General features: G+C 59.5%; 6 protein-coding genes. 3 read left to right on the top strand and 3 right to left on the bottom strand.

Going from position 1 to position 7,040, the window contains the following annotated elements:
- Nucleotides 1–65 precede the first annotated feature (65 nt).
- The 3 genes from OKC27_RS19905 to OKC27_RS19895 all read right to left on the bottom strand — a co-directional run bounded on the left by OKC27_RS19905 (nt 66) and on the right by OKC27_RS19895 (nt 2,140).
- Nucleotides 66–308 carry a 5-oxoproline transporter, DUF969 family subunit gene (locus OKC27_RS19905; protein ID WP_270806639.1) on the bottom strand — a complete coding sequence of 81 codons (243 nt, stop codon included), beginning with the start codon at nt 306–308 and terminating at the stop codon, nt 66–68.
- Nucleotides 309–707: 399 nt separating this feature from the next.
- Entirely contained in the window at nt 708–1,220 is a 513-nt protein-coding gene (locus tag OKC27_RS19900) for a lipocalin family protein (protein WP_139710619.1), read from the bottom strand.
- Between the two features lie 17 nt (nt 1,221–1,237).
- Nucleotides 1,238–2,140, bottom strand: coding sequence for an AraC family transcriptional regulator (locus tag OKC27_RS19895; RefSeq protein ID WP_042657309.1), 903 nt, complete (start codon nt 2,138–2,140; stop codon nt 1,238–1,240).
- Between the two features lie 157 nt (nt 2,141–2,297).
- Between OKC27_RS19895 and yqhD the strand changes: the two genes are divergently transcribed.
- The 3 genes from yqhD to pntB all read left to right on the top strand — a co-directional run bounded on the left by yqhD (nt 2,298) and on the right by pntB (nt 6,991).
- Nucleotides 2,298–3,461 carry an alcohol dehydrogenase gene (yqhD, locus tag OKC27_RS19890; protein ID WP_182938685.1) on the top strand — a complete coding sequence of 388 codons (1,164 nt, stop codon included), beginning with the start codon at nt 2,298–2,300 and terminating at the stop codon, nt 3,459–3,461.
- 507 nt (nt 3,462–3,968) lie between these two features.
- Nucleotides 3,969–5,495 (top strand): Re/Si-specific NAD(P)(+) transhydrogenase subunit alpha, encoded by a 1,527-nt coding sequence (gene pntA, locus OKC27_RS19885; RefSeq protein WP_182938686.1) that lies wholly within the window; start codon nt 3,969–3,971, stop codon nt 5,493–5,495.
- Between the two features lie 11 nt (nt 5,496–5,506).
- On the top strand, nt 5,507–6,991 hold the full coding sequence (pntB, locus tag OKC27_RS19880; protein ID WP_042657306.1) for a Re/Si-specific NAD(P)(+) transhydrogenase subunit beta: 1,485 nt from the start codon (nt 5,507–5,509) through the stop codon (nt 6,989–6,991).
- The last annotated feature ends 49 nt before the right edge of the window (nt 6,992–7,040 follow it).

The raw sequence follows: 7,040 nt of genomic DNA, 5'->3' as shown, positions 1-7,040 counted from the left end.
TGCAAAGTAAACTGGATGGCTTTCTTGCCGCCAAGGATCTGATGGCGCAGGGGATCAAGATCTGATCAAGAGACAGGTTTCAGACCGTAGCGTTCGCAGATGCCGATCATCGGCAGGGTCAGCAGAAACAGCGTCACCATGCGGTTGGAGACAAAGGCTTCGCCCAGCAGGGAGAGGCAATCGGTCATGGAGAGACCGGAGACCAGGGCAGTGGTGACGGCTGCGACCAGCACGACGGCCAGAGTATCGAGTTTGAAATAAAATCCTAACAAAATAATGAGGATGCCACTCAATTTAATCCATTCCAATTAACCACCTCGTTCAAGTGAATATTTATGTGTAATTTTTGATGATGGAGTTGTTTATCATCTGCAGACAGGGATGGCAACAATTAAGCGTTTGCGAGGAGATGCATGGCTGATGACACCACATTTTTGCTGATTTATCGTTCGTTGGTAAATGGTGAGTCCTGTTATCACGGTGCCCATGTGCATCAATGTTGATTATTCATCATGATTTTCCCGATATATGTCAGCGATACCGGCGTGGCAGTTCAGCTGCCTGATAAATAACCGCCCATTCGATTTGGCAATATATAAGCAACATGCCGTCTATATATTTGGTGGATAAGGTGGCTGGAGACCGGAGGCAGGAAAATATGACTGGCAGGTGAGTGCGGTGGCGAAGGGGTCGCCACCGCTGAAGGTTCAGGGGGTCTGCTTGACCCAAATCAGTTGGTCGGTGGCAAAGCCCAGCCCCTTGGCCTTGGCGATCAGCGCATCCACCTTCTCCTTGGGCGGATTGGGAGAGCGGGAGAGGATCCAGAGGTAGTCGTGGTTGTAGCTGGTCACCAGCGAGAGCTGGTAATCGGGATCGAGGTCGATGACGTTGTAGCCGCCGTAGAAGGGGCCGAAGAAGCTCACCTTGAGCCGCGCCTCGTCCGGCTTGTCGACGAAGTAGGCCTTGCCCTCGGCTTCGCGCCAGCTGCCATCGCTCTGTTTGCCGCGGTTGAGCACCTTGACGCCACCATCATCGCGCAGGCTGTAGGTGGCGCTCACCTGCTCCAGCCCCCGCTCGAAGCTGTGGTCGAGGCGGGCGATTTCGTACCAGGTGCCGAGATAGCGATCGAGCTGGAAGCCGGTAACGGGGCGGATGCCGTCGGCAATCCCGGTACAGGCCGTCAGCAGCAAAGCGGTGAACAGGCAAAGCAGTGAACGCATAGGTAATCCCTCTCTTGTTATCCCTCGATGATGCGCAGCTGGCCATCCCGGAAGCGGGAGGCCTGATCCGTCGGCGTGCTGCCGAAGAAGCGCTTGTACTCCCGGCTGAACTGGGAGTTGCTCTCGTAACCGACTCTGGCCGCCGCGGTGCCCGCCTTGATGCCGTCGTGCAGCATCATCATCCGCGCCTTGTGCAGCCTGAACGACTTGATGTACTGCAGCGGCGAGGTGGCAGTGACCGCCTTGAAGTGGTGGTGAAAGGCGGAGACGCTCATGTTCACCTCCCGCGCCAGCTCCTCCATGGTGAGGTTGTCGGCATAACGGGACTCTATCATACGCAGCACCCGGGCGATCTGGCCCACATGGTTGTGGCGATTGGCGAGCGCCTGCAGCGCCGGACCGCCCCCCTCGGTGAGGGCGTGAAACAGCATCTCGCGCACCGTCTGCGGCCCCAGCACCTTGGCGTGCAGCGGGTTGTCCATCAAATCGATCAGCCGCTCGGCGGCGCAGAACATCGCCTCCGACAGGGGCACCGAGTGGACGCCGCTCTTCTGCGGAGCGGGGGCGGGCAGGGCGTCGCCCAGCTCCAGCAGCAGCTCTTGCAGGGTGACCATGTTGATCTCGATGGTAAAACCGATCAGCGGCTGCTCGGGGGAGGCGAAGCACTCGCACTCGCAGGGCAGCGGCAGGGTCATCAGCAGGTAGTGGTTGGGATCGTAGCGAAACACCTGATCCGCCAGATAGCCCACCTTGTGCCCCTGCAGGATCACGATCATCCGCGGCTGGTAGAGCACCGGGGTACGACCGTGGTACTCGGTGGTGTAGATGAAATTTACCTGCTCCACCGGGGAGGGGGTGATGCCGGGGGCGGTGACGTGGCGGGTCACTCTGGCGGCGAGGTCGCTGTAACGGTTTGGCATGAGCGCTCTTTGATTCGACTGTTCCGGTTTTCGCTGCTTTGTAGAAATAGGCAAGAATCAAGCAGGATGTTGTCTTGATGGTAGGGTGGTTCTGGAGAAAAATGCAATCACGATTTCGCGGCCTGGCCGCCCTGACTATCAGAAGAAGGCAATGTCGATGAACAACTTTACGCTCCATACCCCGACCAAAATCCTGTTCGGCCAAGGGCAGATCGCCCAGTTGCGCGAGCAGCTCCCGAGCGATGCCCGCGTCATGATCACCTATGGCGGTGGCAGCGTGATACGCAGCGGCCTGCTGGAGCAGATCCGCCGCGAACTGGCTGGCATGACCCTGTTTGAATTTGGCGGTATCGAGCCGAACCCGGCCTACGAGACCCTGATGGGCGCCGTGGAGCTGGCCCGTGCCGAGCGTGTCGACTTCCTGCTCGCCGTTGGCGGTGGCTCCGTGCTCGATGGCACCAAGTTTATCGCCGCTGCCGCACATTACGATCTGGCCAAAGAGCCCTGGCACATTCTCGAGACCGTCGGCAGCGAAGTGCGCTCCGCCATCCCGCTCGGTTCCGTGCTGACCCTGCCGGCGACCGGTTCCGAAATGAACATGGGCGCCGTCATCACCCGTCGCAGCAGTGGCGACAAGGTGCACTTCTTCTCGCCGTTGGTGATGCCGCGTTTCGCCGTGCTGGATCCGGTGCTCACCTACACCCTGCCCGAGCGTCAGGTGGCGAACGGGGTGGTGGATGCTTTCGTCCATACCGTGGAGCAGTACCTCACCTATCCGGTCAATGCCAAGGTGCAGGATCGCTTCGCCGAAGGCTTGCTGCTGACCCTGATCGAAGAGGGCCCCAAGGCGCTGGCCGAGCCGCACAACTACGAGGTGCGCGCCAACATCATGTGGAGCGCCACCATGGCGTTGAACGGTCTGATCGGTGCCGGTGTGCCGCAGGATTGGGCCACCCACATGCTGGGTCACGAGCTGACTGCCCTGCACGGCCTCGACCACGCCCAGACGCTGGCGGCGGTACTGCCCGCCCTGTTGCAAGCCAAGCGCAAACAGAAGCATGCCAAGTTGCTGCAATACGCAGAGCGGGTGTGGGGTCTGCGCAGCGGCAGCGAAGCGGAGCGCATCGATGATGCCATCGCCGCGACCCGCGACTTCTTCGAACGGATGGGGGTCAAGACCCGACTGCGCGACTACGGTCTGAAAGATCTCGGTATCGATACCCTGATCGGCAAGCTGGGTGAGCACGGCATGACCCGTCTGGGCGAGCACAGCGATATCGATCTGGTGCAGAGCCAGCATATTTATGAAGCGGCCTGGTAAGGGCCGCCAATCGGCGCCACACGGGCGAAACGATTGAATTGTCGGGGCCCTCTCCCGCCATCTGGCGGCTGAGTGGCCCCGCTTTTGTTGGGAAAATGTTACTTTTTGGCGTTTCGCTGCGAGAAGTGAGACGAAAGCGGATTTCGTAAGAACAAAAAACGCTAAGATAGAGGGCCGGTAAAACATTTTTTTTGACTGGTTGGATCACTTTTTTCAGCCGTTTTTACTGGTATAAGCCTCTAATTTGGTTTGTTTTTTTTAATCGTAGCCAGGGATGGGCTGAATTCTGTACGAGTGCCGTCGGGACTGCGGTTGTAATAAAACTCCAAAATTTGATACTAATCACCTTCGCGCCTGAAAAGCGGGGGCCTGACCATGACAGGAGGTTGAGGTAAAGCCTACTGATTTTCATAACAAAGAGCCCTGGACCTGCACTTTGGTCATGTCTTGTTTCGTCAGAAGTGAGACACTGGGCAGCGATTGTTTATTAACCATCAGGGAATAGTCATGCAGATTGGAATACCGAGAGAGAGTCTCGCCGGTGAGACCCGGGTCGCAGCGACCCCGGCTACCGTCGAGCAGCTGAAAAAGCTCGGCTTCGAGGTCGCCATCGAGTCCGGCGCAGGCCAGTTGGCCAGCTTCGATGATGCCGCCTTCGAGGCTGCCGGTGCCAGCGTGGTGCCGAATGTCTGGCAAGCCGACCTTATCTTCAAGGTCAATGCGCCGACCGATGCCGAGATCGCACAAATTAAAGATGGTGCCACTCTGGTGAGCTTCATTTGGCCTGCCCAGAACCCTGAGCTGGTCAAGAAGCTGTCCGAGCGCAACATCAATGTGATGGCGATGGACATGGTGCCGCGGATCTCCCGTGCCCAGTCCCTCGATGCCCTCTCCTCCATGGCCAACATCGGTGGCTATCGCGCCGTGGTTGAAGCGGCGCACCAGTTCGGTCGTTTCTTCACCGGTCAAATCACCGCAGCCGGTAAAGTGCCGCCTGCCAAGGTGCTGGTGATCGGTGCCGGTGTCGCCGGTCTGGCCGCCATCGGTACGGCCGGTTCCCTCGGCGCCATCGTGCGTGCGTTCGATACCCGTCTGGAAGTGGCCGAGCAGATCGAATCCATGGGTGGGGAATTCCTCAAGCTGGACTTCGGTGGCGAAGATGGCGCCTCCAGCGATGGTTATGCCAAAGTGATGAGCGAAGAGTTCATCAGGGCCGAGATGGAGCTGTTCGCCCAGCAGGCCAAAGAGGTGGACATCATCATCACCACCGCTCTGATCCCGGGCAAGCCGGCTCCCAAGCTGATCACCAAAGAGATGGTCGACAGCATGAAGCCGGGCTCCGTCATCGTGGACATGGCCGCTCAGGCTGGCGGCAACTGCGAATACACAGTGCCGGGTGAACTGCATGTCACCGACAACGGCGTCAAGGTGATCGGTTACACCGATCTGCCGGGTCGTCTGCCTGCCCAATCCTCCCAGCTCTACGGTACCAACCTGGTCAACCTGATGAAGCTGATGTGCAAGGAGAAGGACGGCAACGTTGCCATCAACTTCGAAGACGTGGTTCAGCGCAACATGACGGTGATCCAGGCCGGTGAAGTGACCTTCCCGCCGCCCGCCATCTCCGTCTCTGCCGCCCCGCAGAAACCGGCTGCCGCCAAACCGGCCGCCAAGAAAGAAGCGGCCAAGCCCTCCAACAAGAAGTTCGTGTTCGGTGCCCTCGGCATCGCCGCCTTCGGCTGGATTGCGTCCGTTGCCCCGGCTGCCTTCCTCTCCCACTTCACCGTATTCATCCTGGCCTGTGTGGTCGGTTACTACGTGGTGTGGAATGTTTCGCACGCCCTGCATACGCCGCTGATGTCGGTCACCAATGCCATCTCCGGCATTATCGTGGTCGGTGCCCTGCTGCAGATCGGGCAAGGATCGACCCTGGTCACCGCGCTGGCGTTCGTCGCCGTGCTGATTGCCAGTATCAACATCTTCGGCGGTTTCACCGTCACTCAGCGCATGCTGAAGATGTTCCGTAAGGATTAAGGGGGTTTAACGTGTCTCAAGGACTGGTAACAGCATCCTATATCGTTGCCGCCGTGCTCTTCATCCTCAGTCTCGCGGGACTGTCGAAGCAAGAAACGGCCAAGCATGGCAACCTGTTCGGTATCGCGGGTATGGCTATCGCCCTGCTCGCCACCGTATTCAACCCGGAGACCAGTGGCGTTCACTGGATCATCCTCGCCATGGTGATCGGCGGTGCCATCGGCGTGCGTCTGGCGCTCAAGGTCGAGATGACCGAGATGCCCGAGCTGGTGGCCGTGCTGCACAGCTTCGTCGGTATGGCGGCAGTGCTGGTGGGCTTTAACAGCTTCATCGATCTGCACCCCTCTGCGCCTGCTGAGGTAGTCGTCTCCGTCGGTTCCAACCTGGATGCGACGCTGGCAGCCGCCCGTGCGGCGTTCGAACAGGCGGCCAGCGTCGCCCAGGTCGAGCACCTGACCGGCGCCATGCTGAACATCCACCTGGTCGAGATCTTCCTGGGCGTCTTCATCGGTGCCGTGACCTTCACCGGTTCCGTGGTGGCCTTCGGCAAACTGCGCGGTCTGATCTCCTCCAAGCCGCTGATGCTGCCGCACCGCCACAAGCTGAACCTGCTGGCCGTGGTTGCCTCGCTGGCGCTGATGGTCTACTTCGTCAACGCGGGCGGCTCTACCTTCGCTCTGCTGGTGATGACCCTGATCGCCTTCGCCTTCGGCTGGCATCTGGTTGCCTCCATCGGTGGCGCCGACATGCCGGTGGTGGTCTCCATGCTGAACTCCTACTCCGGTTGGGCGGCAGCGGCGGCGGGCTTCATGCTCTCCAACGACCTGCTGATCGTGGTGGGTGCGCTGGTAGGTTCCTCCGGTGCGATCCTCTCTTACATCATGTGCAAGGCGATGAACCGCTCCTTCATCTCCGTTATCGCCGGTGGCTTCGGCTCCGATGGCGTGGCCTCCACGGCTGATCAAGAGATGGGCGAATACCGCGAAACCAGCGCCGAGGAAGTGGCTGACCTGCTGAAGAACTCCAGCTCCGTCATCATCACCCCGGGCTACGGCATGGCGGTGGCGCAGGCCCAGTATCCGGTGGCTGAAATCACCCAGAAGCTGCGTGATCGCGGCGTCAAGGTGCGCTTTGGTATCCACCCGGTTGCCGGTCGTCTGCCAGGCCACATGAACGTGCTGCTGGCGGAAGCGAAAGTCCCGTATGACATCGTGCTGGAAATGGACGAGATCAACGACGACTTCGCCGATACCGACACCGTGCTGGTGATCGGTGCCAACGACACCGTCAACCCGGCCGCGATGGAAGATCCGGGCAGCCCGATCGCCGGCATGCCGGTACTGGAAGTGTGGAAAGCGCAGAACGTCATCGGCTTCAAGCGCTCCATGAACACTGGCTACGCCGGTGTCCAGAACCCGCTGTTCTTCAAAGAGAATACCCAGATGCTGTTTGGCGATGCCAAGGCCAGTGTCGAGGCGATCCTCAAGGCACTGTAAGTGCCCGTCAGCTATCGCATAACAAGGAGGCTTCGGCCTCCTTTTTTAT

Source organism: Aeromonas sp. QDB62, assembly GCF_027705695.1.
GTDB lineage: Bacteria > Pseudomonadota > Gammaproteobacteria > Enterobacterales > Aeromonadaceae > Aeromonas > Aeromonas allosaccharophila.
This window is presented reverse-complemented; position numbering and strand designations above follow the sequence as displayed.

Bases quoted from the DNA above. Each gene is read 5' to 3' on its own strand.
- OKC27_RS19900 (WP_139710619.1), bottom strand. From the start codon at position 1,220: ATGCGTTCACTGCTTTGCCTGTTCACCGCTTTGCTGCTGACGGCCTGT.
- OKC27_RS19895 (WP_042657309.1), bottom strand. From the start codon at position 2,140: ATGCCAAACCGTTACAGCGACCTCGCCGCCAGAGTGACCCGCCACGTC.
- yqhD (WP_182938685.1), top strand. From the start codon at position 2,298: ATGAACAACTTTACGCTCCATACCCCGACCAAAATCCTGTTCGGCCAA.
- pntA (WP_182938686.1), top strand. From the start codon at position 3,969: ATGCAGATTGGAATACCGAGAGAGAGTCTCGCCGGTGAGACCCGGGTC.